The organism is Amycolatopsis aidingensis, assembly GCF_018885265.1.
Lineage (GTDB): Bacteria > Actinomycetota > Actinomycetes > Mycobacteriales > Pseudonocardiaceae > Amycolatopsis > Amycolatopsis aidingensis.
Map to the genome: position 1 here is coordinate 1,952,200 of NZ_CP076538.1, position 25,915 is coordinate 1,978,114.

The window sequence follows — 25,915 nt, forward strand, 5'->3', positions numbered from 1 at the left end:
ACGCTGGTGAATTCACCGACCGAGTTCGGTCAGGAAGGCGGTCCATGCGGTGCGGTCGAACTCCAGGATCGGGCCGGCGGTGCGGCGCTTGCTGTCCCGGAGCTGCACCCGGGGACCAGCGAAACGCGCCTCGACGCAGGAGGAGTTGTTCGCACTGAACGACGACTTGAACCAGCCAGTGTGCCTATCCGTCATCTCAGCTCCCTCGCGACCTTTGCTATCAGGTCCACGGTCGCCTTCCGGTCCAGCGTGACCTTCTCGATCTCCGCGTAGGCAAGGCCGTACTCCCGGACCATCAGCGGGTCCGCGATGAGCTCGGTGGAGGTGACCGTTTCTTGCCACACCAGGGTAGCGACCTTGCCGGAGGGGAACGTCATCAGGTTGAACGAGGAGCCGCCCATCGCGTGGTGGCCGGTCGCGGTGTACGGCACGATCCGGACGTCCAGGTTGTTCTGGTGGTCCTCGATGAGCCGCAGCAGGCGATCGAGCTGCGCCGCGAGCACGACGGGACCGCCGACCTGCTGGCGGATCGTGGACTCGCTCATGATTGCGGTCAGCTGGAGCGGATCCGCGCCGCTCAGCCGTCGTTGCCGGATCATCCGGGCCTCCACCCGGCGGTCGACCTCGGCCAGCCGGATGTTCGGGCTACCGGCCTCGATGATCGCGCGGGCGTAGTCCTCGGTCTGCAGCAACCCGTTCATCAGGCCGTTGTCGAAGGCGCAGATCGACTCGGCACCGTGCTCGAAGCCGAACAGGCGCAGCAGCTCGTCGCTGAACAGCGCCGTGAACTGGGTCCACCAGCCGCGCTGCGCGGAGGCGTCGCGCAGGGTGCGTAGCTCGGCGGCCTCGTCCTCTGGTACCTCGTAGAGCTTGATCAGCGCGTCGAGCTTGTCCACGGGCAGCTTCTTCCTGCCGTGCTCGGCCGCGCTGAGGAACTGTGCGGACAGTTCGAGCCGCTTGGCCACAGCGGACCCCTTCAGGCCCACCAACTCTCGCTTCTCGCGGAGTCGTTGCCCGAGGTCCCAGCTGGCCACGGTTGGGGACGAGGGCAAGGCGGTCTCCTTCTCGGTAGCTGCCGAAGACTCCGCGAATGCTAGCGGTCACCCGGCGTCGGCACCGGCACTCGATTGTGTCATTGACTCGGTTAATCAACCAGCCGATGCTACCTGTCGAGGTTGATAAACCGAGTTGAGGTGAAGACATGATCCATGCGCTTCCGGCCACGACGGCCGAGCCGGGGTCGCCGGGTTACCTGTTCGACTGGTATCGCGGGCACGGCTGGTCGGTCGAGGTCGCCGGGGGGTCGGTCGCCCTCGCGCCCTCGCGCGGGGTCTGCCTGCTGGCGGTCGGCTGGCGGCGGGCGCCGGAGCTGATCACGCGGTTGGACGAGGTGCGCAGGCCCGCGGCGGCACTGCTGCGGTACGGCGAGCCGGACGAACTCGTCTTCGTCGCCGCCCGCACCGGTATCCCCTGCCCGCTTCCCGCCGGGCTGCGACCGGTCGCCGGGCCGGTGCCGTTACCGCCGGTCCCCGGTGTCCGCTGGGCGGTCGCACCATGGGACACCCGCGGGCTGTGCCGAGACATCGACATCGTGCACGCGCTCGGGCGGTCGCGATGAACCCATGCCGAACCAGGAGGTTGAATGAAGCGTCGATCGGTCACCAGGGTCTGGCCGTTGCTGCTGCTCGTGCTCGGCGGCGCCGTGGCGCTCGGTATCGGGCTCACCTACGCGCTCGCACCGGGGCAGGCGCCGGGCGCCGGACCGCACTGGCCGATCGCCAGCGGGCTGATGACTGAACCACCGTCCACAGTGGTCTCAACTTCCGCCGTGGGTCGCCCGGAAGCCGAAGTCGACAAGGTCAAGAAGCTGGCGAGTGGCCTGCAGTCGAACCTCAACCACAAGAACCTGAACGGTCTGCTGCTGACTGTCTGCGAGACCGGTAAGCAGGGCGACGCGGCCAGGAGCGACCTGCTGCGCATCCTGCCGATGCTGGATCCTGCCGACCCGAACCGGCCGAGGAAGGCCCACTTCCAGCTCGCCGACCTCACCGCGGACCCGGAGGAGGGGTACCACCTGCTGTTCGAAGGCGCCTACGCGGACGGTTCCGGGCCGCCGCTGACGATCCGGTTCCGGGTCTACGTTGACCGCGGCGTGGCCGCCTGGTGCGGCGTGGGTCACCGAGTATAGACGACAATGATTTTCATTTGTAGTCTCTTTGCGTGACCCTGCAGCAGAGCCGCGCCCCCGCGCGCCCGTTGCCGTCCCGCCGGGCACTCGCCCTCACCATCGGTCTGCTGTCGGCGATCCTCGGCGTCTCGGTGGTCGTGGCGATCACGCTGGGGCCGACCGTGATCCCGGTGGCCGACAGCCTGCGCTACCTCGCTGCTGCGCTCGCCGGGGGCAGCATCGACCCGGCCGAGGTCACCGGGTACTCGATCATCTGGCAGGTGCGCACCCCGCGGGTGCTGCTGGCCATGGTGGTCGGCGCCGGGCTGAGTGTGATCGGCGTCGCGGTGCAGGCCATGGTGCGCAACGCCCTGGCCGACCCGTTCATCCTCGGCGTCTCCTCCGGAGCCTCGGTTGGCGCCAGCGCGGTGGTGGCCTTCGGCCTGTTCGCCGGGCTCGGCGTGTACGCCCTGTCCGCGGCGGCCTTCCTCGGCGCCCTGCTCGCCTCCGTGCTGGTGTATCTCGCCGCGCGCAGCCGGGCCGGGCTCAGCCCGCTGCGCCTGGTGCTCACCGGCGTCGCCCTCGCCTACGGCTTCCAGGCCGTGATGAGCGTGATCGTGTTCTTCGCACCCTTCGGCGAGGCGGCGCGCACCGTGTTGTTCTGGCTACTGGGCAGCCTCGGCGGCGCCACCTGGGGTTCCCTTCCCATCGCGGCGATCGCGGTCGGGCTGGCCATCGTGCTGCTGCTGCGCAGGGGCCGGTCGCTGGACGTGCTCGCCATGGGGGACGAGACCGCGGCCAGCCTCGGCGTGGACACCGCCGCCCTGCGCCGGGGACTGTTCCTGCTCACCGCCGTGGTGACCGGCGCGCTGGTCGCGGTCAGCGGCGCCATCGGTTTCGTCGGCCTGGTCATGCCGCATCTGGTCCGCATCCTCATCGGCGCGAGCCACACCAGGGTGCTGATCATCGCCCCGTTCGCGGGCGCGATCTTTCTGGTGTGGGTGGACCTGGTGTCCCGCACCCTGGTCGCCCCGCGGGAACTGCCGCTCGGCGTGATCACCGCACTGGTCGGCGTCCCGGTGTTCGTCACCCTGATGCGCCGCCGCGGTTATCTGTTCGGAGGCCGTTGACGTGCGACTCACCCTGGACGCGGTCTCCGTGGAGATCGCCGGAGCCACCCTGCTGCGCGAGTTGAGCCTGAAGGCCGAAAACGGCGAGGTCATCGGCCTGGTCGGCCCGAACGGCAGCGGCAAGTCCACCGCCCTGCGGTGTGTCTACCGCGCGTTGCGGCCCACCACCGGAGCCGTGCTGCTGGACGATACCGACCTGGCCACCCGCTCACTGCGGGAGAGCGCCCGCTCGATCGCCGCGCTGACCCAGGAGAGCAACACCGAACTCGACTTCACCGTCGAGGAGGTGGTGGCGCTGGGGCGCTTCCCGCATCGGGGCGGGGGCGGCGCGCTGGACGAGCGGGAGCGGGAACTGTGCCGGGAGGCCATGCGGCGCACCGACATCAGCCATCTCGCCGACCGCGGTGTGCTGTCCCTCTCCGGTGGGGAGCGGCAGCGGGTGCTGATCGCCCGCGCCCTGGTGCAGGAGCCGCAGGTGCTGGTGCTGGACGAGCCGACCAACCACCTCGACGTGCGGCACCAGGTCGCCCTGCTGTCCTTCCTGCGCACCTGCGGGCTCACCGTCCTGGTCGCGCTGCACGACCTGAACCTTGCCGCCGCCACCTGTGACCGGCTCGCGGTGCTGGAGGCCGGTGCCCTGGTCGAGGTGGGCCCACCCGCCCAGGTGCTGCGGCCGGACCTGATCCGGCGGGTGTTCGGGGTGACCCCCTCTGTGGTGACCCACCCCGGCACCGGCGCCCCGCAACTGCTCTACGAGCTCATCGACCCGTCCCCGGCAGACTCACCGACAGGCCCATCGACAGAGAGGTCCGCACAGTGAAACGCACCATGCCCATCGTCCTCACCGGTTGCCTGCTGCTGGCAGGCTGCGGCGCCGAGGTCGCGTCGGAGGACGGTCCGGGACCGGACACGGTGACGATCGAGAACTGCGGCCGGACGATCGAATATCCGGTCCCGCAACGTGCCGTGGCCTACGACATGAGCGCCACCGAGCGGATGTTCGCGCTGGGGCTGGCCGAGCGCATGCGCGGCATCGTCATGCCGTCCACAACGGAGGGACCGGTGTCCCGCTCGCCGTATCGCGCGGACTACGAGTCCGTGGAAACCCTCAGCACCGACGTGCTCAGCAGGGAGGTGGTGATCGGCGCCAAGGCGGACTGGGTGCTGGCAGGCTGGCACTCCGGGTTCAGCGAGGAGCGTGGCGTCACCCCCGCGCTGCTGGACGAGGTCGGCATCCAGAGCTACATGTACACCGAGACCTGCTACAACTACGGCACCGACCCGGTCACCGTGCCACCGCTGGAGGCGCTGTACACCGACCTGGAACAGCTCGGGAAGATCTTCCGCGTCGGGGACAGGGCCGAACGGCTCATCGCCGACCTGAAGACCAGGGCCGCCGCACTGCGGCGCAACCAGCCGGAAGGCGAACCCGCGCGGGTGTTCGTGTACGACTCCGGCACGGACAAGCCGTTCACCTCCGGCGCGCAGACCGCCCCGAACGTCATCGTGTCGCTGGCAGGCGGGCGCAACATCGTCGGCGACCTGCAGGAGCGCTGGACCACCATCGGCTGGGAGTCCGTTGTGGACGCCGCACCCGAGGTGATCACCGTCATCGACTACGGGGACCAGCCGGTCGAGGACAAGATCGCCTTCCTGAAGTCCTTCCCGCCGCTGGCCGAGTCGCCCGCGGTGCGCAACGAGCGGTTCTACGTGCTGGACTACGGCGAGGCAGTCAGCGGGCCGCGCAACATCGAGGCCGCCGAGAAGTTCGCCGAGTACCTGCGTTCCATCGGGCGCTGACCGGCCCCGGAAAGGAAAAACCGTGACACACGAAGTACCCGGCACGGTCGGCGAGCTGGCGGCGGAGGTGCTGCACGGCATGGCCGGGCCACCGCCGGCCGAACTGGTGGCAACCAGCGTGTTCTGGCTGCACCACGGAACCCGGCTCGCCGGTGGCGACACCACGTACCTCAACCACTACGTGCTGGTTCGGCTCGGCGGTTCCTTCGGCGCCTGCGCCTTCGAGGCGGGGGAGCTCGGGCCGGAGATCTGCCGGGAGTACTCCGGCGCACCGGTGGATTCGCTGCTGTCCGGCCCCGCCGCGCTGCGGATCGCAGCACTGGACGCCTACCTGGCCGAGACGAACCCGCACCGGGAGGCGCCTGGCGCGGAGCGGGTCGAGCTGCCCGCGGGCCCGCCCGAGGTGCGGGCCAGGGCGCGGGACGCCGCCGTGGCCGGCCTGCTGGACATCCGGCCCGGCGCAAAGGTGGGGCTGATCGGTGTGGTCAACCCGCTGGTCGATGCCATCCGGCAGCGGGGAGGCGACTGCCTGCCCTGCGATCTCAACCTGCGCAGCACGCAGTGGGGCGATCGGGTCACCGACTCGATGGACGAGGTACTCGACCTCGCGGACTCCGTGGTGGCGACCGGGATGACCCTTGGCAACGGCAGCTTCGACCGGATCCTGAGCCGCTGCAGGGAGCGTGGCCTGCCGCTGGTCGTCTACGCCCAGACCGGCAGCGCCGTGGCCCGTGCCTTCCTCGGCTCCGGGGTGACCGCGGTGTCCGCGGAGCCGTTCCCGTTCTCCCAGTTCAGCGCGGAACCCACGACCCTGTACCGCTACCGTGCGGGGACCGCGGAGGAGCAAGGATGACCGCCACCGAACCCGTTCCCGGCGACCTGCGGATGGTCCGGACGTTGTGGCCGGTGCTGCTGGCCTCAGCCGTCGGGCTGGTCCCGTTCACCGTGTTCAGCACCTTCCTGGTCCCGATCGCCGATGAGGCCGGGACCAGCGTGGCCACGATGGGCAGCTTGCGCGGGCTCGGCGGGCTGGCCGCGCTGCTGGTGGGTACCGCGCTCGCGCCGCTGATCGACCGGGTACCAAGGGAATGGACCGCGGCGGGTGGACTGATCCTGCTCGGACTGTCCTCAGTGCTCGGTGCGGTGGGCGACCTGCTCGCGCTGGCAGCGTTCTGCCTGCTGATCGGCGCGGCCACCGCGGTGCTCAACCCCGCGCTCGGTGCGGCGGCCGCGGACAGGTACGGCTCCGGTGCCGCGGCCGGACGCGCCGCCACCCTGGTCACCGCCACCCAGTCGCTCACCGCCATGCTGGCCGCCCCGGTGGTGGCACTACCGGCACTGCTGTGGGGCTGGCGGGGCGACCTGCTCGCGCTCGGCGCCATCGCGGTGCTGCTCGCGGTGATCCTGCTCGGCAGGCGCGAGCAGGCCGGGCCCGAACCGGACCAGCCCCGGCTGGGCTACCTCGCCTCCTTCCGCGCCCTGGCCGCGGTGCCAGGGGCACTGCCACTGGTGCTGGTGGCCGCGCTGCGTACCAGTGCCTTCATGGGCTATCTCGCCTACCTCGCCGCGTTCTACGACGAGCGGTTCGCGCTCGCACCCGAGGTGTTCGCGTTCGTGTGGACGCTGTCCGGGGCCTCCTTCTTCATCGGCAACCTGCTGGTGGGACGGTTCATCAACGCGGCGGGCAGCAGCACCCGGATCGAGCTGGTGCTGGTGGCCGGGCTGGTAGTGGCGCTGGCCGCGATCACCGGGTTCTACTTCTCGCCTGCGCTGCCGGTGGCGCTGGTGCTCACCGCGGTGCTCGGCCTTTCCCACGCCACCGTGGCGGCCTGCGTGGTGAGCCTGCTGGTGCACCGCAGCGGCTCGCTGCGCGGGTCCGCGCTGAGCATCAACGCGGCCGGGATGAGCCTCGGTGTGTTCGCGGGCGCCGGCCTCGGCGGCCTCGGGCTGGGCCTCGGCGGCTATCCCGGCACCGCCGCGGTGTTCGGCGGGCTGACCCTGGTGGCGCTGCTCGCGGGGGTGCTGGTACTGCGCGGCCGACCCGTCGCGGCCGCATGAGGGGAACGGGATACGCGCCCTGCCACCACGGCGAGATCCTGCAGGGCGCCTTCCGGGACGGCGCCGGATCGGTGTGCCGCGGCCTGGTCACCCTGCCGATGCGCGACCTCGGCACCCGCGCCGAGTTCCTCCGGCTGCCCGGCACGCCATGGGACGAGATCGAGGTGCTGCCTGCCGATCGCACCAAGGCCGCCGCGGCCGCGAGGCTCGCGGTGGCCGCATGCGCCCGGCGCCGGCCCTGCGGTGGGCGGCTGCGGCTGCACAGCGAGGTGCCGGTCGGGCTGGGCATGGGGTCCTCGACCAGTGACATCATCGCGGCGGTGCACGCTGTCGCGGCCAGTTTCGGCACCCGGCTCGCACCGTCCACTGTGGCTGATCTGGCCGTGCGTGCTGAGCGCGCGAGCGACCCACTGATGCTGGAACACCGTCCACTGCTGTTCGCCCAGCGGGAGGCCAGGGTGCTGGAGGTCCTCGGCGATTCGTTGCCCCGTGCCCTGGTGGTCGGCTGCACCACCGGTGGTGGCCTGCCGGTGGACACGCTGACCCTTTCCGTCTCCTACGGCGCGGCGGAGGTCGAGGCCTTCGAGGGACTCAGGGCCGCACTGCGCCGGGCCATCGCGAACGCGGATCTGGCGCTGCTCGGGCGGGTCAGCACCGAGAGCGCGTGGCACAACCAGCGGGTGCTGGCCAAGGAGGAGTTCCCGGTGCTGGCGGAGATCGCGGCGGCCAGTGGCGCCGCCGGGGTGCAGGTGGCGCACAGCGGCAATGTGGCCGGGCTGCTCTTCGACCCGGCGGCTCCGCGGCTGTGGGAACGGGTGCGCGAGTGCGTGCGGGCGCTGCGTGCCAGCGGGATCACCGTCACGCGGATATTCAGCAGCGGTCCGGAGCGAGCGGGAGGAAGGGAATGCACGAGCACATCGCCGACGCGATCGCCGAGCCGGAACTGGTCCGTGCCGGGGACGGCCTGGTCTGCCTGCGGTTCGAGACAATGAAGGTGGTCTCCGCCCTCGCGGCGGTCCGGCACCTGCTCGCCGAGGGCACCGTGCGGCCTGGGGACACTCTGCTGGACAGCTCCAGCGGGATCTACGCCTACGCGCTCGCGCTGGCCGCCCACCGGTACGGGCTGCGCTGCCATATCGTCGGTTCCACCACCGTCGACCACACCCTGCGTACCCAGCTGGCCGTGCTCGGCGCGCGGCTGGAGCAGATGGAGCCGTCCAAGAATCTCAAGCTCGACCAGGACCGCAGGGTGCGGCGGGTTCGCGAGCTGCTGCGGGAGAACCCGGACTACCACTGGATGCGGCAGTACCACGACGATATCCATTACCGCGGCTACCGGAGCACCGCGGAGCTGATCGAGCGGGAGCTGGACCTCGACCGGCTCACCGTGGTGGGCGGGGTCGGGTCCGGGGCCTCCACCGGCGCACTGGCCCGGTTCCTGCGGGAACGCTCGCCCTCGGTCGCGCTGGCCGGAGTGCAGCCCTTCGGCAGTATCACCTTCGGCTGCGAGCACGTGCACGATCCGGAGATCATCATCGCCGGGATCGGCAGCTCGATCCCGTTCGGCAACGTCGCGCACGAGCTGTACGACGCCATCCACTGGATCGGCTTCGAGGCGGCGCTGGCCGGGAGCGTTGATTTGCTGCGCAGGCACGCCGTGTTCGCCGGGCTGTCCACCGGCGCGGGCTACCTCGCCGCGCGCTGGGAACGCGACCGCGCGCCGGACCGGACCGTGCTGTTCATCGCCGCGGACACCGGCCACCGGTACGTGGACTCCGTCTTCGCCCGGCATGCTGAAGCCCGCGGGGTGGAGGAGTTCGACCCGCATACCGTGTCCACAGTGGATGAACTGGCCTTGCCGTGGTCCCGGATGCACTGGGGCAGGGCCGCCGCGCCGCGCGCGGCCGCCTTCACCTGATCGGCGCGGTTACGGCGTGCGATCCCTGCCGGGAACGGCCTACTCGGTTACGTGGGGAGCAAACTCGGCGACGTGGGCGGCCAACTCACGTGCGTGGGGAGCAAACTCGCGCGCGGGAACGGCAAACACGCGCGCGCGGCGGGCAAACACGCCGGGGGACCTGGGGTCAGCCGACCCGGAAGGTGGTGAGCACCGCCGCGTGGTCGGAGGTCCACTCGTTGTCCTCGTGCTCCGGTGCGGGTTTCGGGTCGCCCGCCACCACCGCGCGGGAGCCGGTGACCTCCAGCTCGCCTGCGAAGTGCACGAAGTCGATCCGGTCCTGCGGTTCCGGCTCGCCCCTGTGCTCGTCGTAGCCGTAGCCGCCCTCGAAGGTGTGGAAGATCGGCGACCAGGTGGTCCCGGGATCGGCCACCGGGTCCGGGTTGGCGGTCCGGAAGGAGTCGCGCAGGCCGGCCCGCTCCGGCAGCACCGAGGTGGGCCAGTCCACCGCGGAGCCGCCGCACCGCTCGGTCCGCGGGGTCCAGTCCAGGTGCGAGGGGGCGTTGAAGTCGCCGACCAGCAGCACCGGGGTGTCGCCGGACTCGGCCAGCTCCGGCCGCATGGCGGCCAGCACGTCGGTGATCTGTCCGGTCCGGCCGGACTGCCGCTCGCGGGCCAGCAGCTCCCGCTCGGTCATCCCGCCGAAACAGGCGTCGTAGGGGCCGTACGGGGTGTAGCCGAGGTGCACGTTCCACAGCACGACGTCCTCGCGGCGCCGCTCGTCGATCCGGATCCGCGCGCTCATCCCGGCCAGCCCGGACTCGGCAGGCGGCTCGCTGCGGCCGACGATCGGATACCGGCTGATCACCGCCATGTCGTAGCCAGCCTGGTAGTAGTCCCAGCCGAGTGCCTCGGCCAGCGCCCTGCCCGCGGTGGAGGAGGTCTCCTGCATCCCGACCACGTCCACATCGGACTCCAGCAGGAAGCGGAGCTGCTTCTCCCGTGCCCCGTTCACCTGGCTACCGCCGTGCCACAGGTTCCAGCTCAGCACCTTCAGCTCCGGCACCAGCCGGGCGCCGGGCGGCCGGACCTCGATCCTGGCCGTGGCCGTGTCCCGCTCCCCGTGCTCGTTGCGGGCCTCGATCCGCAACGTCGTGGTCTTCGCCGAGTAGGCGGGGTGCGGGGTTCCGGACACCGTGCCGTCCGCGGCGACGGTCACCCAGCCGGGTCCGGACAGCTTGCGGAACCGCAGGCCCTCGGTGTTCCCGCGGACCAGCCCGCGCACGCTCGCCTGGTACGGGGCCTTCGCCTGCGCGTTGCGCAGATCGAACTCGCCGGTCACGAAATGCGCCGGCCCGGTGCCGCTCAGCCGCAGGCGCACCGGCTCGGCCAGCCACCGGTACCCGTCCCTTGCCAGCCCGTACACGATGTACTCACCGGGTTCGAGTCCCTCGGTCGGCAGGGTCGCGGTGCCCTCGGCGCCGGAGATGTAGACCCAGCGCAGCGAGGGGCCGACGTAGGTCTGGTCCACCGGCCCGTTGCCCGGCTCGGTGTAGAGGCCGAGCCAGTTCTTCTGGTGCGGCCGCGGGGTCGAGTACGCCACGGTGATCGGCTCCCCAGCAGGCACGGTGTCCCGTGCCAGGGTCAGTGTGCCGTCCGGCTCGGCGGCTGCCGGGGCGGCGACCATGCCGAGCGTGGTCAGCAGCACCAGCAGCAACGTGCTCAGCCTGCGCACTCTACCTCCTCGCATCATGGGACGCCCCAGTGTCCGCCGGGCTCGTGAGCGGAACATGACCCACAGGTAACGCGCGTCCTACCCCGACCGCAACCTTCGTTGGTCGGGAGCGCGGCCGATGCTGCCCGCGGCGATGGTGATGATCGAGCGGAGCTGCGCGGTGATGTCCCGCTGGTTGCGCTCGAACACCGGGTCGGTCAGCTGCCCGGAGTTGTACGGGCCGAACTCCAGGATCGGGGTGTGCACATGCCCGCCGGGCAGGTCCAGCCCGAGCGCGTCACGCAGCAGGGTCGCCCGGTAGGCGATCTCGTTGGAGAGGTAGCCGCCCCCGCCGCCAGCCCGCGCGGCCGACCCTGGCGTTGGACCGTCCGGCCGGAACACCGGCTCGGTGGCACCGCGCGGGATCTCCAGCACGCCGGTGTTGTCCCGGACCGGGAAGCGGCCGGTGGCCGCCCGCCCGATCTCCTCGTACGGCAGGGTGGCCGGGACGAACTCGGGCGCGGGCTCGACGGTGGGAACCTCCGGCGGGATCGGCACCGTGCAGCCGGTGCGTGCCGCGTTCTCGTTGTCGATGCCCTCATGCCAGCGCCCGTTGAACCGTTCGAGGTCGAACTGTCCCCGCCTGCCCTGGCTCAGGGTGGTGAACAGGTCCACCTCCGGCAGGTGCGGCAGCAGGGCGTGCTCCACCATGCCCAGCTCGAATGGCCGCCACCGCACCGGGAACAGCATCGCCCTGATCCGGGCAGGCCCCGACCTGGTCGGTACCGTCGTGCCGTCCAGCGTGAGCGCCGCCGCGCCGGAGGGGTTGCTGCGGCGGATATCGCCGTCCAGCCGGAACGGATCGAAGCCGCTGACCAGGATCCGCCGGAAGCCGGTTGGGTAGCGCACCGCGTCCTGGCCGCGGGAGGCCGCCTCCAACACGGCGATCAGCTGGGCCCGCTCCGCCTCGTCCAGCTGGAAGCGGGGCGTCCACTGCCGCAGCAGGCCGGTCAACCGCAGCCTGGCCCAGTACAGCGGCCGGTCGTCGGCGGCGGGCAGGGTGCCCGGATGGGCGTGGCCCTGCGCCCTGTGCACCGCCGCCCGCCAGAGGCGCCTGGCCTGCGCGGCGACCGCGATCCGGGCCGTCATCCGGTCCGGCGCGCAACGGAGCAAGCCGGCGAGATGGGTCTCGAACCGGTCGAACCCGCTGCGGCGCAGGATCTCTCTTGGCACGGGCAGGGCGGACCGCCGCTCCTCGACGGTCAACGGCGCCGGGCGGCCCGAACGGTACGACTCGGACATCGTTGTTCCTCCTCGTTGCTTCCCCGGGGTCCGCCTGCCCTCCGGAACCGCAGGATCGTGCCGGGGCGGGCCTGCGCCGCCTTGTCCACATCGGAATGGACGAGGACGGCGATGACCGGGTAACCGCCGGTCACCGGGTGGTCGGCAAGGAAAAGGGTCGGCCTGCCGGACGGCGGTACCTGGATCGCGCCCGCGACCATGCCCTCGCTCGGCAGCTCATCCCGCCGGGCACGGGGCAGGTCCGGCCCGTCCAACCGGATGCCGACCCGGTTGCTTTCCGGGGTGACCACATAGGAATTCCGCAGCAGGGTGTCCAGCGCGCCGGGCAGGAACCAGTCCGCGCGTGGCCCAGGCACCACGGTGAGGCTCAGCGTGCCGGTGGCCGGGCCGGGGACCGGGGCCTGGTCGACCACCGGGAAGCCTGCCGGTGGCAGGCCGATCGGCAGCCGCGTACCCGGCCGCAGCACCGGGGGCCCGGTGCCGGCGAGCAGGTCGGTGGCACGGGACCCCAGTACCTGCTCGACCGCGATCCCGCCGCGCACCGCGAGATAGGCACGCAGGCCGTGCTCGGCGTGCGCCAGCCGCAGCCGGGCTCCCGCCGGCACGCGCAGCACGGTGTTCACCGCCTGCCGCCTGCCGTCCACGGTCACCGGGCACGATGCACCGGTGACCGCGATGGTGCTCTGCCGGTCCGCCCGGACGGTGAGGCCACCGAGGGTGACCTCGATGCCCGCGGCACCCTCCGGGTTGCCGACCAGCCGGTTCGCCAGGCGCAGCGATCCCCGGTCGGCGGCGCCGGAGGTGCCGACGCCGATATGCGCGTAGCCGGGCCTGCCAAGGTCCTGCACGGTGGCCAGCGGCCCGGTCTCGAGCACCTCCAGCACGGTCACCCGGTCACCTCCTCGAACCGCACCCGCACGCCGGGGCGCAGCAGCGCGGGCGGATCGCGGTCGGGCCGCCACATCTCCAGCTCGGTGCGCCCGATCAGCTGCCATCCGCCGGGGGACTCCCGCGGGTAGATACCGCTGAACGGGCCCGCCAGCGCGACCGCCCCCGCGGGCACCCTGGTGCGGGACTCCGCCCGCCGCGGTACCTCCAGCCGCGCCGAACCACCCGCGAGGTAGCCGAAACCCGGTGCGAAACCGCCGAAGGCCACCGTCCACTCGGTACCGGTGTGCTCCGTGACCACCTGGCGTTCGGTGAGCCCGGTGGCACTGGCCACCGCGGCGAGGTCCGCACCGTCGTACACCACGGGAACCCGCAGCAGTCCCTCGTCCAGCCGGTCGCCCGCGGTCAGCGGGGTGGTGCGCACGACCCGTTCGAGTGCGGCGAGGTCGGCCCGGTCCGGATCGACCCGCAGCAGCAGGGTCCGTGCCGCCGGGACCAGATCGGTCACCCCGGGCGGGACGGCGGCCGACAGCGCGGCGTACAACGCCCGCACCGCGGCGAGGTCCTCGAGTTCCACCAGCAGCCCGGAGTCGGCGCACCGCAGGATCCGCATCACCGGTCGCCGCCGGTGAAGGCGGCCAGCGGCACCCCGGCCGCGAGCAGGGCGTCCCGCACGGCCGCGGCGATGGCCGGTGCCCCTGGACTGTCTCCGTGCACGCAGATGGAGTCGGCCTGCACCGTGATCGTGCTGCCGTCGATCGCCTCGATCGGCTCGCCAGAGGCGATGCGCACGCACCGGCGCGCGATCAGCCCGGGATCGGTGAGCATGGCCCCCGGTTCCCGCCGGGACACCAGCGTGCCCTCCGGGGTGTAGGCGCGATCGGCGAAGGCCTCCCGGAACGTACGCAGTCCCGCCTCCCGCGCCAGGTCCAGCCAGACCGAGCCGGGCAGGCCGAGCACCGCGAGTCCCCGGTCGTACTGGCTCACCGCAGCCACCACGGCTGCGGCCTGTTCCCGGTGCCGCACGATGGCGTTGTACAGCGCGCCGTGCGGCTTCACGTAGCGGACCTCGGTGCCCGCGATCCGCGCGAACCCGGCCAGTGCACCGATCTGGTAGATGACCTCGTCGGTCAGCTCATCCGGTGGCATGTCGATGAATCGCCTGCCGAACCCGGCCAGGTCGCGGTAGCCGACCTGCGCGCCGACGGCCACCCCCTGCGTGGCCGCCTGCGCGCAGGCCCGCCGGATCACCGTGGGGTCGCCTGCGTGGAAACCGCAGGCCACGTTGGCGCTGCTGACGATCCGCAGCAGCGCGTCGTCGTCGCCGAGCTGCCAGCGGCCGAAGCCCTCCGCGAGGTCCACGTTCAGATCCACTGTGGAATGCTCCTAGTTCCAGAGGTCGGCGATGCCGCCGAGCGAGTTCGCGCCGAGGTACAGGGTGAGCAGCCAGGCGAGCACACCGATGCCGAGCAGCCAGCGCGGGTAGCGGTAGCCACCGAGCAGGTCGCCTCGGCGCAGCGCGACCCAGAGCAGTACCCCGAAGCCGACCGGCAGGATCAGGCCGTTCAGCGCACCCGCCAGCACCAGCAGGGTGGTCGGGGCCTGGTTCAGCAGCAGGAACACCGCCGCGGAGACCAGCACGAAACCCACCACCAGCCAGTTGCGCCTGCGCTCGAAGGAGGGCGCGAAGGTGACCAGGAAGGACACCGAGGTGTAGGAGGCGCCGATGACCGAGGTGATGCCCGCCGCCCACAGGATGATCCCGAACAGCCGCAGCCCCACCTCGCCCGCGGCGTGCTGGAAGGCGTCGGCGGTCGGGTTGGCCTCGCCGAGCACGTACCCGCCCGCGACCACGCCGAGGATCGCCAGGAACAGCACCCACCGCATCACCCCGGTGAGCAGCAGCGCGGTGACCGAGCCCCGGCTGACCCTGGCCACCCGCTCCGGGCCGGTGATCCCGGCGTCCACCAGCCGGTGCGCCCCGGCGTAGGTGATGTACCCGCCCACCGTGCCGCCGATCAGCGTGGTGATGGCGAGGAAGTCGATGTCCTCCGGCAGTACGGACTGGCGCAGCGCCTCGCCGACCGGCGGGCCGGAGACGATCATGGCGTAGACCGTCATGCCGATCATCAGCACGCCGAGCGCGACCACCACCCGGTCCATGGCGACCCCGGCGCGCCTGCTGAGGAAGATCCCGATGGCGATCAGCGCGGAGATCCCGCCGCCGATCTTGACCTCCAGCCCGAACAGGGCGTCCAGGCCCAGTGAGGTGCCCGCGATGTTGCCGACGTTGAACACCAGGCCGCCGAACACCACCAGGGCCGCGATCAGGTAGCCGAGACCCGGCAGCACCCGGTTGCCGAGGTCCTGTGCCCGCAGGCCGGACACCCCGATGACCCGCCACACGTTCAGCTGCACCGCGATGTCCACCAGGATCGAGATCAGGATCGCGAAGGCGAAGGCCGCGCCGAGCTGAACGGTGAACTCGGTGGTCTGGGTGATGAAACCGGGGCCGATGGCGCTGGTGGCCATCAGGAACACGGCGCCGAGCAGTGCGCCGCGCTTGACCTTGTCCGTTCCGGTTGCCGTGCCGCTCTCGGTTGCCATGACGATCTCCGTCCTACACAAAGCGGGCGTGTGGGCCGATGTAGTTCAAGTCAAGGTAAGGATTGTTGAACAATATTGCAATACCCTCGTGGGACGGGAAGATCGCTAGACTGGGGCGGTACCGCCCGGGGTTACCGAGGACGAGGAGCTTGATGACCGCCACCGACCCGTGGGTGGACCTGCTCGCGGGTAACCGCGCGCAGCTCGACCGCACCAGCACCGCCGAGCGGGTGGCGGATGTCCTGCGTCAGCACGTGATCGAGGGCGCGCTCCCGCCGGGGACCCAGCTGTCCGAGGAGAGCATCGGCAAGGCGCTCGGCGTCTCCCGCAACACCCTGCGTGAGGCATTCCGCCTGCTGGTGCACGAGCGGCTGCTGGTGCACGAGTTCCACCGCGGCGTGTTCGTCCGGGTGCTTTCCATCGCCGATGTGGTCGACCTGTACCGGGTGCGGCGGATGCTGGAGACCAGCGCCGTCCGCGGGGCGGCCGGGGCGTCGGCGGAGCTGGTCGCGGCGGTGGCCGAGGCGGTCACCGCGGGGGAGCGGGCCGCCGAACAGCGGCAGTGGGTGGAGGTCGGCACCGCCAACATGCGCTTTCACCAGGCGCTCGCGGCACTGGCGTGCAGCCCCAGGGTGGACAGCATGATGAGCCAGCTGGCCGCCGAGCTACGGCTGGCCTTCCACGTGGTGTCCAGGCCCCGCGAGCTGCACGAACCCTATCTCGGGCTGAACCGCGGCATCGCCGACCTGATCGCCGCGGGCGAGCTGGGCGCCGCCGAACGCAAGCTGGAGCAGTACTTCGACACCGCCGAAGCCCAGCTGGTCGAGGCCTACCGCCAAGCCACCTGACACTCACAGCAGCGGGCCGTAGGCGCCGCCGCCGGGGGTTTCGATGATCAGGGTGTCGCCGGGTCGCAGGTCCACGGAGTCGCAGCCGGAGAGGGGTTCGACGGTGCCGTCGGCGCGTTCGACCCGGTTCACGCCAAGGGCGCCTGGCGAGCCGCCCGCCAGGCCGTATGGCGGCACCCTCCGGTGCCCGGACAGGGTGGAGACCGTCATCGGCTCGGTGAACCGCAACCGCCGGACCGCTCCGTCACCGCCGCGCCAGCGCCCGGTGCCACCGCTGCCCCGCCGGATGGCGAACTCCTCCAGCAGCACCGGAAAGCGCCACTCCAGCACCTCCGGGTCGGTGAGCCGCGAGTTCGTCATATGCGTCTGCACCGCGCTGGCGCCGGGGAACCCATCGCCTGCCCCGGAGCCCGAGCCGATGGTCTCGTAGTACTGGTACCGGTCGTTGCCGAAGGTGACGTTGTTCATCGTGCCCGAGCCCTCGGCCTGCGCCCCCAGCGCCGCGTACAGCGCGCCGGTGATGGCCTGCGAGGTCTCCACGTTCCCGGCGACCACCGCGGCGGGGTAGCCCGGCGCGAGCATCGACCCTTCCGGGATGACCAGCCGCAGCGGCCGCAGGCAGCCGTCGTTGAGCGGGATGTCATCGGCGACCAGGGTGCGGAACACGTACAGCACGGCCGCGGTGGCCACCGAGGACGGCGCGTTGAAGTTGGTGTCCAGCTGCGCGGAGGTGCCGGTGAAGTCCAGGGTGGCCGACCGGCCCTCCCGGTCCACCTCGATCCGTACCGAGATCACCGCGCCGGAGTCCATCTCGTAGCGGTACGCGCCGTCCTCCAGGGTGTCGATCACCCGCCGCACCGCCTCGGCCGCGTTGTCCTGCACGTGCCGCATGTAGGCCTGCACCACGTCGAGTCCGAAGTGGTCGATCATCTTCGCCACCTCGTCGACGCCCTTCTGGTTCGCCGCGATCTGTGCCCGCATATCGGCGATGTTGGTGTCCGGGTTGCGCGAGGGATAGGGCGCTTCGGTCAGCAGCCGCACCGTTTCCTCCTCGCGGAGCTCGCCTTCGGACACCAGCAGCCAGTTGTCCAGCAACACCCCCTCTTCGTGCAGGTCCCTGCTGTGCGCAGGCATCGAGCCGGGGGTGAGCCCGCCGACATCCGCATGGTGCCCGCGGGAGGCTACGTAGAACAGGATCGACTCGCCCGCGGTGTCGAACACCGGGGTGATCACGGTGATGTCCGGAAGGTGGGTGCCGCCGTGGTAGGGATCGTTCACGGCGTAGACCTCGCCGCGCCGCATGGTGCCCGCACGCCTGCGCAACACCTCCTTCACGCTGGTGCCCATCGAGCCGAGGTGCACCGGCATATGCGGGGCGTTGGCGATCAGGTTTCCTTCCGGATCGAACAGCGCGCAGGAGAAGTCCAGTCGTTCCTTGATGTTCACCGACTGCGCGGTGGCCTCCAGCCGGGAGCCCATCTGCTCGGCAATGGACATGAACAGGTTGTTGAAGATCTCCAGCAACACCGGATCCGCCGCGGTGGTCGCCGGTACCGGGTCCGCCTGCTCCCGCACCCGCTCGACCAGCAGGTGCCCCGCCTCGGTGGCCCGCGCCCGCCAGCCCGGTTCCACCACGGTGGTGGCGTTGGCCTCGGTGAGGATCGCCGGTCCGGACACGGTGGTGCCCGGCCGCAGCCGCTCCCTGCGGTGCAGCGGCGCCCGGTGCCACCGCCCACCCGCGTACAGCGCCACGGTGTCCTCGGGTTCGTCGTCCATAGTGGACACTATGCCGAGCCTGCCGAGGTCCGGCTGCTCGGTACGCCCCACCGCCTCCACGGTGACCGCCTCCACCACCAGCGGCCGGTCCAGCAGGAAGGAGTAGGTGGCGCGGTGGACCGTCTCGAACTCGGCGATCATCTCGGCATGGCCCGCCAGTTCCACCGCCACCGTGGTGTCGGTGCCGTCGTAGCGCAGCTGCGCCCGCCGCCGCATCGTGATCCGCTCGGCCGGCACCCCCTCCTCGAGCAGTTCCGTCCGCGCCGCCCGCTCCAGCGTGTCCGCCGTCGCCTCGACCCGGTCCAGTGCGGCGGGTTTCAGCCCGAGTTCGACCGACTGCTCGCGCATGGCCGTGGTGTCGGCCAGTCCGATTCCCAGCGCGGACAACACGCCCGCCATCGGCGGCACCAGCACCGTCTCGATGCCGAGTGAGGCGGCCACCGCGCAGGCGTGCTGCCCGCCTGCCCCGCCGAAGGTGGTCAGCACGTACCGGGTGACGTCATGGCCCTTCTGCACCGAGATCCGCTTGACCGCGTTCGCCATGTTCGCTACCGCGATGCGCAGGTAGCCCTCGGCCACCTGCTCGGGGGAGCGGTCGTCCCCGGTCCGCTCCCGGATCTCCGCGGCGAGCTCGGCGAATCGCGCGCGTACCAGCTCTGCGTCCAGCGGCTGGTCCCCGTGCTCGCCGAACACCCGCGGAAAATGCGCCGGCTGCACCCGTCCCAGCAGGACGTTCGCGTCGGTGACGGTCAGCGGCCCGCCGCGCCGGTAGCAGGCGGGCCCGGGGTCGGCGCCCGCGGAGTCCGGGCCGACCCGGTACCGGCTGCCGTCGAAGTGCAGGATCGAGCCGCCACCGGCGGCCACGGTGTGGATGTCCAGCATCGGTGCTCGCAGCCGCACCCCGCCGACCTGCGCGTCGAACACCCGCTCGTACTCGCCAGCGTAGTGTGAGACATCGGTCGAGGTGCCGCCCATGTCGAAACCGATCACCCGCCGGAACCCGGCGAGTTCCGACATCCGTGCCATGCCGACGATCCCGCCAGCAGGCCCGGAAAGGATGGCGTCCTTGCCGCGGAAATGCCCCGCCTCGGTGAGCCCTCCGCTGGACTGCATGAACATCAGCCGGGCCCCGGTGCCCGCGGTGCCCGGCCCTTCGACGTCCTCCAGCTGCCCGGCGACCTGCCGCACGTAGCGGCCCAGCACGGGGGAGAGGTAGGCGTCCACCACCGCGGTGTCCCCGCGGGGCACCACCTTCATCAGCGGGCTGGCCTCGGCGGAACGGGACACCTGCGGAAAGCCGACGCGCTCGGCCAGTTCCCCGATGCGGCGCTCGTGCTCGGGGTAGAGGTGGCTGTGCAGGCACACCACCGCGACCGCGCGGAACCCGTCCGCGTAGGCCCGCCGCAGCTCGGCTTCCAGCCGGTCGAGGTCCGGCGCTCGCAGCACCTCGCCCGCGGCTGTGACCCGCTCCCCGGCCTCGATCACCCGCTCGTACAACGCCTCGGGCAGCCGGATGTGCCGGTCGAAGATATGCGGGCGGTTCTGGTAGCCGATCCGCAGCGCGTCCCCGAAACCGCGGGTGATCACCAGCACGGTGCGTTCACCCTTGCGTTCCAGCAGGGCGTTGGTGGCCACCGTGGTGCCCATCCGCACCGCATCGATGGAGCCAGCGGGAACCGGCTTGCCTTCCGGCACGCCGAGCAGGGCGCGGATCCCGGCCACCGCGGCGTCGGCGTAGCGCCCGGGATCGGCGGAGAGGAGCTTGTGTGTCAGCAGGCTGCCATCGGGCCGGCGCGCCACGACGTCGGTGAAGGTTCCACCACGGTCGACCCAGAACTGCCAGCTCACGCACACTCCCTCCGCACGGGTACGGAGTATCACACGGCCACGGCGCTGCGCACGATGAGCGCGACCGCGCTGGCCGCGGCCACCGCCAGTACCGCGGTACGGATCCGGCCACCGTCCAGCAGCCCGCGCACCGGGCCGGACAGCAGGAAACCGACCAGCAGGAAGGGCACCAGCCCGGCGGCCAGCAGCAGGTGCCGGGACCCGATCTGGCCCCCGGCCGCCAACCCGGCCGCGGACAGCACCGAGCCGATCGCGAAGCAGGCCGCCAGGGTGGACCGGATCCGCGGGCCGGACTGGTGCTGGTAGAGCAGTGCGATCGGGGGACCCCCGATGGAAGCGGCGGTCCCCATCACCCCACTGGCGGTTCCGGCAAGCAACAGCGAGGCTGGCGCGGGCCGCGGCCGCCAGGCGGTGACCGAGAGGCCGAGGCAGATCAGCACGGCCACCCCGACCACCGCGGCGAACAGCCGCTGCGGCAACGTGGCCACCGCGAGCACACCCAGCCCCACGCCGGGGATCCGGCCCAGCATCGCCCAGCCGACCCCGCGCCAGTCGGTGTCGGTGTGCTCCCGCAGCATCGCCATGGTCGAGTGCACGGTGACGACCAGCAGCAGCGGCACCGGGACCAGCGCCGGATCGAGCAGGGCGAGCAGCGGAGCCGACAGCAGGTTCATCCCGTATCCGACGGCACCCTGCAGCAGCGCGCCGAGCAGCACCACCGCGCCCGCGACGAGCAGTATGGTCGGCATCGGCCCCCCTTCCCGTGGTCACCCCCGCGTCGAGATCATCCCGCGGGCGCCTTCCGGCTCGTTTCCAGGGCCGCCGCAAGGTCGGCCCAGAGGTCCTCGACGTGCTCCAGCCCCACGGACAGCCGCAGCAACCCCGCGCTGATCCCGGCCTCGTTCCGGTCCTGTTCCCCGACGATGTGGTGGCTCAGCGAGGCGGGGTGCTGGATCAGGCTGTCCACGCTGCCGAGGCTGACCGCGGGGGTGATCAGGCGGACCGCGCCGATCACCGCGTGCGGATCGCCCGCCACCTCGAAGGCCAGTAGCGGGCCGCCGCCGCGCAGCTGGGCTGGTGGACGCAGCGGGTCGAGGCCCGGGTAGTGCACCCGCCGCACGGCGGGATGCTCGGCCAGCCGGGTGGCCAGTTCGTGCGCGGTCGCCGAGGCGGCCTCGACCCGGACCGGCAGGGTGGACAAGCCGCGCAGCAGCAGGTAACCGGCCAGTGGATGCAGTGTGGCTCCGGTGACGAAGCGGGTCTGACGCAGCCTGCGGGCGAAGTCCTCGCGGCAGGCGATGATCCCGCCGAGCACGTCGCCGTGCCCGCCGAGAAACTTGGTCGCGCTGTGCAGCACGAGATCCGCCCCGCATTCGATGGGCCGTTGCAGCACCGGGGTGGCGAAGGTGTTGTCCACCAGCAGTGGGACCTCACCGCAGGCGGTGGCCAGGTCGCGCAGGTCGTGCTCGCGCAGCGTGGGGTTGGCCGGGGTCTCCACCAGCACCAGTCCGGTGTCCGGGCGCAGCTGCGCGGCGAGGGTCTCCGGGCTCGCCCAGCTCACCCGCGTGCCCAGCAGCCCGGAGGCGAGCAGATGATCGCTGGTGCCGTACAGCGGGCGGACGGCCACCACATGCGGGCGGCCGGCGGCGACGATCGCCAGCAGGCAGGCCGACAACGCGGCCATCCCGCTGGCGAAGGCCACCGCCTGCTCTGCGCCCTCCAGCTCGGCCAGCGCCCGCTCGAAGCGGCCGACGGTGGGATTGTCCAGACGGGCGTAGACCGGCTGCCCCGCAGGCGATCCGCCCTCGGCGAACTCGGTCAGCTTTGCGGCCTCGGCACGGCTGTCCCGCGCCGGGTAGGTGGTCGAGAGGTCCAGCGGGGGAGCGTGCAGCCCCAGCTCGACCAGGTCCTCCCGACCGGCGTGCACTGCCATGGTGTCGAAGTCAGGTTTGCTGTTCACGCCGCCAGCATGCAGTTGGTGCGGCCTGGTTGGGAGGACGCCGCATATGATTCGGCTGATGACTGAAACCGTGCACATGGATTCGACAGACTTCGTGATCCTCCGGGAACTGCAGAACGACGCACGGATCACCAACCGGGAGCTGGCCAAGGCCGCGGGGATCGCGCCATCCACCTGCCTGGAGCGGGTGGCCCGGCTGCGCCGGGCCGGGGTGATCCTCGGTTACACCGCACTGATCGACCCCGCCGCCGTCGGGCGCGGCCTGGAGGCCTTCCTCGCGATCCGGGTGCGCCCGCACCGCAGGCCGGTCGTAGGGCCGTTCGTCGAGCACGTCCGCGCGCAGCCGGAGACCCGCGCGCTGTACCACGTCGCGGGCCCGGACGACTACCTGCTGCATATCGCCACCACCGGGGTGCGGGACCTGCAACGGTTCGTGCTGGACGAGCTGACCTCGCAGGACGTGGTCGCCCATGTGGAGACCACCTTGATCTTCCAGCAATGGGGCGGCGGCCCGGTCCGCCCGGCCGCGGACTCCGGGAATGAGTAGCGTGCGTTAGGGAAACATCAACGACGCGGCAGTCACCTGCGGCTTTGTGCGACGCTGGCGCAGCCGTGCTGTTGATGTCCGGTTTGTCGTGTGGAGGAATTCGAGAACGTGGACGAGATTCCGATGAGGTTGGCGGTCGATTCCGTGCTTCACGGGATATATCGGTGAAAACGGGCATCAAGCGGCGGGCTGCCACGGTCCGCCATCCCGCGCGGCTGGTGGTGCTGGGCTTTGGCGTGGCGGTCGTGGCGGGCACCGTGCTGCTGAGCCTGCCGGTGGCCACCGAGGGCGGCCCTCCGCTCGAGGTGGTGACCGCCCTGTTCACCGCGACGTCCGCGGTATGCGTGACCGGCCTGGTGGTGGTGGACACCGCAGGGCACTGGTCGACCTTCGGCGAGCTGGTGGTGCTCGGGCTGATCCAGGTCGGCGGTCTCGGCATCATGACCCTGGCGTCGTTGTTGGGCATGCTGGTGGCCCGCAGGCTGGGCCTGCGGATGCGGCTGGGTGCGCAGGCCGAGACCAAGAGCCTGCGGCTTGGGGACATCGGGCGCGTGGTGGTCGGAGTACTCAGGCTGAGCCTCGTGTTCGAGGTGCTCACCGCCGCCGTGCTGAGCATGCGCTTCATGACCGGTTATGGCCGTCCGCTCGGAGAGGCGATCTACCTGGGTGTGTTCCATGCCATCTCGGCGTTCAACAACGCGGGATTCGCGTTGTGGCCGGACAGCCTCACCGCTTACGCCACCGACGCCTGGATCGTGGTGCCGGTGATGATCGCGCTGGTCTCCGGTGGTCTCGGCTTTCCCGTGCTGTTCGAGCTCGGCCGCCGCATGCGGCACCATCGTCGCGGGCGGGCCGGGATCCGCTGGTCACTGCACACCAAGATCACCCTGCTGGTCTCGGCCGTGCTGCTGGTCGTGGGCACCGTGGCGGTGCTGGCGATGGAATGGTCCAATCCGGCGACGATGGGACCCCGGGGCGTGCTGGACAAGCTGCTGCTCGCCCTCTTCCACGGAGCCACTCCGCGCACCGCCGGGTTCAACACCCTCGACGTCGGCGAGCTGCGCCCGGCCACCTTGCTGGTCAACGACATCCTGATGTTCATCGGTGGTGGTAGCGCAGGCACCGCGGGCGGTATCAAGGTCACCACGTTCGCCCTGCTGGCCTTCGTGATCCTGGCCGAGATCCGCGGCGAGCCCACTGTGCACGTCATGGGCAGGCGCCTCGCGAACGCCGTGCAGCGGCAGGCGATCACCGTGGCGCTGCTCGGTGTCGGTGCGGTCGTGGCGGGTACGGCCGCGTTGCTGTTGATCACTCCGTTCGATCTGGACCGGGTGCTGTTCGAGGTGGTCTCGGCGTTCGGCACGGTGGGCCTCTCCACCGGTATCACCGCCGAGTTGCCGGTGGCTGGCCAGCTGCTGCTGGTCGGGCTGATGTTCCTCGGCAGGCTCGGCCCCATCACCCTGGCCTCCGCGCTGGCCCTGCGGGAACGCGGCCGGCGCTACGAACTACCGGAGGAGCGACCCATCGTTGGCTAGGTCAGACCGTCATCGCAGCCCTCGTGTCGCCGTCATCGGCCTGGGCCGGTTCGGCGCCTCGCTCGCACGCGAGCTCGTCGCCCGCGGCTCGGAGGTGCTCGGCGTGGACGCGGACCCGCGCCGGGTGCAGCGCTATGCCGATGAGCTCACGCACACCGCCGCCGCGGACACCACCGACGAGGAGGCCCTTCGCCAGCTCGGGGTGCCGGAGTACCGGCACGCCGTGGTGGCCATCGGCAGCCATCTGGAATCCAGCATCCTCACCACCGCCCTGCTCACCGACTTCCGGATCCCGCGGATCTGGGCCAAGGCAACCAGCCGCCAGCACGGGGAGATCCTGCAGCGCATCGGCGCGCATCACGTGGTGCTACCCGAGCACGAGATGGGCGAGCGGGTGGCGCACCTGGTCACCGGCCGGATGCTCGACTTCATCGAGTTCGAGGACGACTACGCGATCGTGAAGACCCTGGCGCCGGACGAGGCGATCGGCAGGCCGCTGGCGGAGAGCGGACTGCGCACGAAGCACGGCGTCACGGTCGTCGGGATCAAGCGGCGCGGGCAGGGCTTCACCTACGCCACCCAGGAAACCGTCATCCATCGCGACGACATTCTCATCGTCGCGGGCGAGACCAGGGACGTCGAGGATTTCGCCGATCTGACCTGACGTGGGCCGTCCTTACGCCCTGCGGCGACACCATGCTAAGTTGGTCGCATGACTAACTTGGTCGATCGACCAAATTCGGGCCGGGGTGCCCGGCGGCGGGACCAGTTGGTCGAGGCCGGGGTGGCCCTGCTGGCCGAGGAAGGCTGGCCCGCCGTCACCAGCCGTGGAGTCGCCGAGCGGGCCGGGGCGAACCCCGGGCTGATCCACTACCACTTCGGCGGGCTGCCAGGACTGCATGCCGCGATCGCGTGCCGGGCGGGCGAGCTGGTCATCAACCCGGTGATCGCCGAGCTGCTGCGGGCCCCCGACGGGCAGGCCGCACTGCGGGCGGTACGCCGGATGCTGCCCGCGACCACCGAGGACGACCGGGTCACCCGGCTGGCCACCGAACTGATCGTCGGCGCGCGGCGCGCGCCCGAACTCGGCGAGGTGCTGTCCGAGCAGCTGCGGCAGGCGCGGGCGGAGCTGGCCGGGTGGCTGGAGCGGCGGCATCCGGAGCTGCCAGCCGAACGGCGCGCGGGCGCGGCCACCCTGCTGGCCGCCTTGCTCGATGGGCTGATGCTGCACCGGATGCTCGACTCCGCACTGCCGGTGGCAGACGCGCTGGCCACACTGGACGAACTGATCGGAAGCGCGCGGAGGGAAAGGAACTGACCATGGAGATCGTCAAGCGGCCGGATCCGCCGAAGGGCCTCAGCAGGCTGCTGTACCGGCTGCCGATCCACCTCTACCGTGCCGGGTTCGGCTGGTTGCTCGGCCAGCGGTTCATGATGCTCACGCATACCGGCCGGGTGTCCGGCAAGCGGCGGCAGATCGTGATCGAGGTGGTCGAGCACGCGGCCGACGGCAGCTATCTCGCCGCCTCCGGTTTCGGCACCAAGGCGGACTGGTACCGCAACGTGCGCAAGCAACCGAATGTGACCATCCATATCGGACGTCGCTCGATTCCGGTTACCGCGGAGCAGCTGTCCGCCGAGGACGGTGCCGCGCTGATGGCCAGGTACGCCGGCCGCCACCCCAGGGCGGCCCGCAAACTCGCCAGCCTGATGGGCTTCATGGTGGACGGCGGTGCGGAGGACTACCGCGCGGTCGGCAGGGAGATCCCCTTCCTGCGTTTCGTCCCCCGCACCTGAACCGTGTTTGCTCCCCACGCGCACGTGTTTGCCGTCCCCGT

26 protein-coding genes are annotated in these 25,915 nt (G+C 71.2%); 15 read left to right on the forward strand and 11 right to left on the reverse strand.

Features of this window, described 5'->3' with window-relative positions; all coding sequences use genetic code 11:
• Positions 1-12 precede the first annotated feature (12 nt).
• Complete coding sequence (locus tag KOI47_RS09275) at positions 13-195, reverse strand: DUF397 domain-containing protein (RefSeq protein WP_216215580.1); 183 nt, start codon at positions 193-195, stop codon at positions 13-15.
• Positions 192-1,052 carry a helix-turn-helix domain-containing protein gene (locus tag KOI47_RS09280; protein WP_216215581.1) on the reverse strand — a complete coding sequence of 287 codons (861 nt, stop codon included), beginning with the start codon at positions 1,050-1,052 and terminating at the stop codon, positions 192-194. Before KOI47_RS09280 ends, KOI47_RS09275 begins: the two co-directional genes overlap by 4 nt.
• 149 nt (positions 1,053-1,201) lie before the next feature.
• Between KOI47_RS09280 and KOI47_RS09285 the strand changes: the two genes are divergently transcribed.
• From KOI47_RS09285 to KOI47_RS09325, 9 genes are all read left to right on the forward strand, one after another.
• Positions 1,202-1,618, forward strand: coding sequence for a hypothetical protein (locus KOI47_RS09285; RefSeq protein ID WP_216215582.1), 417 nt, complete (start codon positions 1,202-1,204; stop codon positions 1,616-1,618).
• A 24-nt stretch (positions 1,619-1,642) separates the two neighbouring features.
• On the forward strand, positions 1,643-2,188 hold the full coding sequence (locus tag KOI47_RS09290) for a hypothetical protein (RefSeq protein ID WP_216215583.1): 546 nt from the start codon (positions 1,643-1,645) through the stop codon (positions 2,186-2,188).
• Between the two features lie 68 nt (positions 2,189-2,256).
• The gene (locus tag KOI47_RS09295; protein WP_408629927.1) at positions 2,257-3,297 is read left to right on the forward strand and encodes a FecCD family ABC transporter permease; all 1,041 of its coding nucleotides are present in this window, start codon (positions 2,257-2,259) and stop codon (positions 3,295-3,297) included.
• A 1-nt stretch (position 3,298) separates the two neighbouring features.
• Positions 3,299-4,117, forward strand: coding sequence for an ABC transporter ATP-binding protein (locus KOI47_RS09300; protein WP_216215584.1), 819 nt, complete (start codon positions 3,299-3,301; stop codon positions 4,115-4,117).
• Positions 4,114-5,097 carry an ABC transporter substrate-binding protein gene (locus KOI47_RS09305; RefSeq protein ID WP_232376639.1) on the forward strand — a complete coding sequence of 328 codons (984 nt, stop codon included), beginning with the start codon at positions 4,114-4,116 and terminating at the stop codon, positions 5,095-5,097. Before KOI47_RS09300 ends, KOI47_RS09305 begins: the two co-directional genes overlap by 4 nt.
• 22 nt (positions 5,098-5,119) lie before the next feature.
• The gene (locus KOI47_RS09310) at positions 5,120-5,950 is read left to right on the forward strand and encodes a Rossmann-like domain-containing protein (protein ID WP_232376640.1); all 831 of its coding nucleotides are present in this window, start codon (positions 5,120-5,122) and stop codon (positions 5,948-5,950) included.
• Positions 5,947-7,155, forward strand: coding sequence for an MFS transporter (locus KOI47_RS09315; RefSeq protein ID WP_232376641.1), 1,209 nt, complete (start codon positions 5,947-5,949; stop codon positions 7,153-7,155). The genes KOI47_RS09310 and KOI47_RS09315 overlap by 4 nt, the downstream gene beginning before the upstream one ends.
• Complete coding sequence (locus KOI47_RS09320; protein ID WP_216215585.1) at positions 7,152-8,147, forward strand: GHMP family kinase ATP-binding protein; 996 nt, start codon at positions 7,152-7,154, stop codon at positions 8,145-8,147. Before KOI47_RS09315 ends, KOI47_RS09320 begins: the two co-directional genes overlap by 4 nt.
• On the forward strand, positions 8,060-9,073 hold the full coding sequence (locus KOI47_RS09325; protein ID WP_216215586.1) for a pyridoxal-phosphate dependent enzyme: 1,014 nt from the start codon (positions 8,060-8,062) through the stop codon (positions 9,071-9,073). The genes KOI47_RS09320 and KOI47_RS09325 overlap by 88 nt, the downstream gene beginning before the upstream one ends.
• A 166-nt stretch (positions 9,074-9,239) precedes the next feature.
• Here KOI47_RS09325 and KOI47_RS09330 read toward each other — a convergent pair whose 3' ends face one another.
• The 6 genes from KOI47_RS09330 to KOI47_RS09355 all read right to left on the reverse strand — a co-directional run bounded on the left by KOI47_RS09330 (position 9,240) and on the right by KOI47_RS09355 (position 15,563).
• Positions 9,240-10,787 carry an endonuclease/exonuclease/phosphatase family protein gene (locus KOI47_RS09330; RefSeq protein ID WP_216215587.1) on the reverse strand — a complete coding sequence of 516 codons (1,548 nt, stop codon included), beginning with the start codon at positions 10,785-10,787 and terminating at the stop codon, positions 9,240-9,242.
• A gap of 78 nt (positions 10,788-10,865) precedes the next feature.
• Positions 10,866-12,068, reverse strand: a complete 1,203-nt coding sequence (locus KOI47_RS09335; protein WP_216215588.1) for a pyroglutamyl peptidase — start codon at positions 12,066-12,068, stop codon at positions 10,866-10,868.
• Entirely contained in the window at positions 12,029-12,952 is a 924-nt protein-coding gene (locus KOI47_RS09340) for a 5-oxoprolinase subunit C family protein (RefSeq protein ID WP_232376841.1), read from the reverse strand. Before KOI47_RS09340 ends, KOI47_RS09335 begins: the two co-directional genes overlap by 40 nt.
• 2 nt (positions 12,953-12,954) lie before the next feature.
• Positions 12,955-13,569 (reverse strand): 5-oxoprolinase subunit B family protein, encoded by a 615-nt coding sequence (locus KOI47_RS09345; RefSeq protein WP_216215590.1) that lies wholly within the window; start codon positions 13,567-13,569, stop codon positions 12,955-12,957.
• Positions 13,569-14,330: a LamB/YcsF family protein gene (locus tag KOI47_RS09350; protein WP_216215591.1), complete on the reverse strand. Its 762-nt coding sequence runs from the start codon at positions 14,328-14,330 to the stop codon at positions 13,569-13,571. Before KOI47_RS09350 ends, KOI47_RS09345 begins: the two co-directional genes overlap by 1 nt.
• 12 nt (positions 14,331-14,342) lie before the next feature.
• Positions 14,343-15,563 (reverse strand): NRAMP family divalent metal transporter, encoded by a 1,221-nt coding sequence (locus KOI47_RS09355; RefSeq protein WP_216215592.1) that lies wholly within the window; start codon positions 15,561-15,563, stop codon positions 14,343-14,345.
• Between the two features lie 152 nt (positions 15,564-15,715).
• Between KOI47_RS09355 and KOI47_RS09360 the strand changes: the two genes are divergently transcribed.
• Positions 15,716-16,411 (forward strand): GntR family transcriptional regulator, encoded by a 696-nt coding sequence (locus KOI47_RS09360; protein WP_216215593.1) that lies wholly within the window; start codon positions 15,716-15,718, stop codon positions 16,409-16,411.
• A gap of 3 nt (positions 16,412-16,414) precedes the next feature.
• On the opposite strand, the gene KOI47_RS09365 is transcribed toward KOI47_RS09360, so the two are convergent.
• From KOI47_RS09365 to KOI47_RS09375, 3 genes are read right to left on the reverse strand one after another with little or no spacing between them, the layout of a single operon-like run.
• A complete protein-coding gene (locus tag KOI47_RS09365; RefSeq protein ID WP_216215594.1) occupies positions 16,415-20,035 on the reverse strand; it encodes a hydantoinase B/oxoprolinase family protein in 3,621 nt (1,206 codons plus the stop codon).
• Between the two features lie 29 nt (positions 20,036-20,064).
• On the reverse strand, positions 20,065-20,784 hold the full coding sequence (locus tag KOI47_RS09370; protein WP_216215595.1) for a sulfite exporter TauE/SafE family protein: 720 nt from the start codon (positions 20,782-20,784) through the stop codon (positions 20,065-20,067).
• Between the two features lie 35 nt (positions 20,785-20,819).
• Positions 20,820-21,968 (reverse strand): trans-sulfuration enzyme family protein, encoded by a 1,149-nt coding sequence (locus KOI47_RS09375; protein ID WP_232376842.1) that lies wholly within the window; start codon positions 21,966-21,968, stop codon positions 20,820-20,822.
• Between the two features lie 85 nt (positions 21,969-22,053).
• On the opposite strand from KOI47_RS09375, the gene KOI47_RS09380 reads away from it, so the two are divergent.
• The 5 genes from KOI47_RS09380 to KOI47_RS09400 all read left to right on the forward strand — a co-directional run bounded on the left by KOI47_RS09380 (position 22,054) and on the right by KOI47_RS09400 (position 25,874).
• Positions 22,054-22,542 carry an Lrp/AsnC family transcriptional regulator gene (locus KOI47_RS09380; RefSeq protein ID WP_216215597.1) on the forward strand — a complete coding sequence of 163 codons (489 nt, stop codon included), beginning with the start codon at positions 22,054-22,056 and terminating at the stop codon, positions 22,540-22,542.
• A 164-nt stretch (positions 22,543-22,706) separates the two neighbouring features.
• Positions 22,707-24,077 (forward strand): TrkH family potassium uptake protein, encoded by a 1,371-nt coding sequence (locus KOI47_RS09385; RefSeq protein WP_232376642.1) that lies wholly within the window; start codon positions 22,707-22,709, stop codon positions 24,075-24,077.
• Entirely contained in the window at positions 24,070-24,741 is a 672-nt protein-coding gene (locus tag KOI47_RS09390; RefSeq protein WP_216215599.1) for a potassium channel family protein, read from the forward strand. The genes KOI47_RS09385 and KOI47_RS09390 overlap by 8 nt, the downstream gene beginning before the upstream one ends.
• Positions 24,742-24,789: 48 nt before the next feature.
• On the forward strand, positions 24,790-25,395 hold the full coding sequence (locus KOI47_RS09395; RefSeq protein ID WP_216215600.1) for a TetR/AcrR family transcriptional regulator: 606 nt from the start codon (positions 24,790-24,792) through the stop codon (positions 25,393-25,395).
• A gap of 2 nt (positions 25,396-25,397) precedes the next feature.
• Complete coding sequence (locus KOI47_RS09400) at positions 25,398-25,874, forward strand: nitroreductase family deazaflavin-dependent oxidoreductase (protein ID WP_216215601.1); 477 nt, start codon at positions 25,398-25,400, stop codon at positions 25,872-25,874.
• The last annotated feature ends 41 nt before the right edge of the window (positions 25,875-25,915 follow it).

Coding starts and splice junctions, on each gene's coding strand:
- KOI47_RS09345 (WP_216215590.1), bottom strand. CDS start 13,569: ATGCGGATCCTGCGGTGCGCCGACTCCGGGCTGCTGGTGGAACTCGAG.
- KOI47_RS09335 (WP_216215588.1), bottom strand. CDS start 12,068: ATGTCCGAGTCGTACCGTTCGGGCCGCCCGGCGCCGTTGACCGTCGAG.
- KOI47_RS09275 (WP_216215580.1), bottom strand. CDS start 195: ATGACGGATAGGCACACTGGCTGGTTCAAGTCGTCGTTCAGTGCGAAC.
- KOI47_RS09360 (WP_216215593.1), top strand. CDS start 15,716: ATGACCGCCACCGACCCGTGGGTGGACCTGCTCGCGGGTAACCGCGCG.
- KOI47_RS09400 (WP_216215601.1), top strand. CDS start 25,398: ATGGAGATCGTCAAGCGGCCGGATCCGCCGAAGGGCCTCAGCAGGCTG.
- KOI47_RS09285 (WP_216215582.1), top strand. CDS start 1,202: ATGATCCATGCGCTTCCGGCCACGACGGCCGAGCCGGGGTCGCCGGGT.
- KOI47_RS09290 (WP_216215583.1), top strand. CDS start 1,643: ATGAAGCGTCGATCGGTCACCAGGGTCTGGCCGTTGCTGCTGCTCGTG.
- KOI47_RS09315 (WP_232376641.1), top strand. CDS start 5,947: ATGACCGCCACCGAACCCGTTCCCGGCGACCTGCGGATGGTCCGGACG.
- KOI47_RS09370 (WP_216215595.1), bottom strand. CDS start 20,784: ATGCCGACCATACTGCTCGTCGCGGGCGCGGTGGTGCTGCTCGGCGCG.
- KOI47_RS09375 (WP_232376842.1), bottom strand. CDS start 21,968: ATGGCAGTGCACGCCGGTCGGGAGGACCTGGTCGAGCTGGGGCTGCAC.
- KOI47_RS09320 (WP_216215585.1), top strand. CDS start 7,152: ATGAGGGGAACGGGATACGCGCCCTGCCACCACGGCGAGATCCTGCAG.
- KOI47_RS09355 (WP_216215592.1), bottom strand. CDS start 15,563: ATGGCAACCGAGAGCGGCACGGCAACCGGAACGGACAAGGTCAAGCGC.
- KOI47_RS09380 (WP_216215597.1), top strand. CDS start 22,054: ATGACTGAAACCGTGCACATGGATTCGACAGACTTCGTGATCCTCCGG.
- KOI47_RS09395 (WP_216215600.1), top strand. CDS start 24,790: ATGACTAACTTGGTCGATCGACCAAATTCGGGCCGGGGTGCCCGGCGG.
- KOI47_RS09325 (WP_216215586.1), top strand. CDS start 8,060: ATGCACGAGCACATCGCCGACGCGATCGCCGAGCCGGAACTGGTCCGT.